This window comes from Mariniflexile jejuense, assembly GCF_042675665.1.
Lineage (GTDB): Bacteria > Bacteroidota > Bacteroidia > Flavobacteriales > Flavobacteriaceae > Mariniflexile > Mariniflexile jejuense.
The window spans coordinates 1-832 of the sequence record NZ_JBHTJI010000046.1 but is presented as its reverse complement, the minus strand read 5'-3'; the positions used below and the strand labels follow the sequence as shown (position 1 = coordinate 832).

The following is an 832-nucleotide window of genomic DNA, read 5'->3' as shown; positions in this document are numbered from 1 at the left end:
AACGTTATAAACAAGTTGAAAAAAGTACTCCAATTAATATTTTTAGTTATTGCATTAACATCTTGCAAAGCACAAGATATTAACGGAATTTGGATGTCCTACAATAATTATGTGATTGACAAAGAGGCAATGTTTACTTCTGGAAATGAAGGTTTTATAATTGACTTCGATAATAAAACTTTTAGTTCAATTTATAGTGACAGTATTGTACCTATCAAAATTGATTTTAAAGATTCCAAACTTGATTTCAAAACTGACTCATTAAGTATTAATTTCAGAACTTTTGGAAAAGACTCGATTGAAATAGACTTCGAACAAAATATGATGCACGTTTTCAGACCTTTAAAATTAAATCACAAGCTTTCAGTAAGCAAAAGCCAAATTAATGATTTTCTAACCAAGAATAAGTTCGAGAAAATAAATGGAGGAATCGACTTTATTTTCAGTGATAAATTCTTTTTTCGTGATGAAATGTTTGAAAAACCGAAAAAGAAAAACGCTTTTATAAATAAAACTTGGAACGATGAAGGTTATTGGTATGTAAAAGAAATTAATCAAAACTATTTTTTAATATTTACACTTGACCAAACTTCCGACCAAAATATTTATCAAATAATTTCAATTGACAAATGTAAAATGCAACTTGAACAACTTCAAGAAGCGGATTTTGGAAACGTAAAATTAACTGAATTAAAAACCTGTTTATAACACCGTATAAAAAAAATTGCTAGTTTTAGCTAAACCAAAGTTAGTTGCCCGTTTGCTAGCTTCTGATTTTCCTTCGGAAAATCCTCGCAACAAACACGCAACTTTCCTTATACATAAACGTTGT

Annotated in this window: 1 protein-coding gene; it reads left to right on the top strand. The window is 28.5% G+C overall.

The genetic code is table 11. The annotated features are described in order from the left end of the window. Positions 1-708, top strand: a 708-nt coding sequence (locus ACFQ1R_RS15825; RefSeq protein ID WP_379927256.1) for a hypothetical protein, incomplete at its 5' end; no start/stop codon positions are given. Positions 709-832 lie beyond the last annotated feature (124 nt).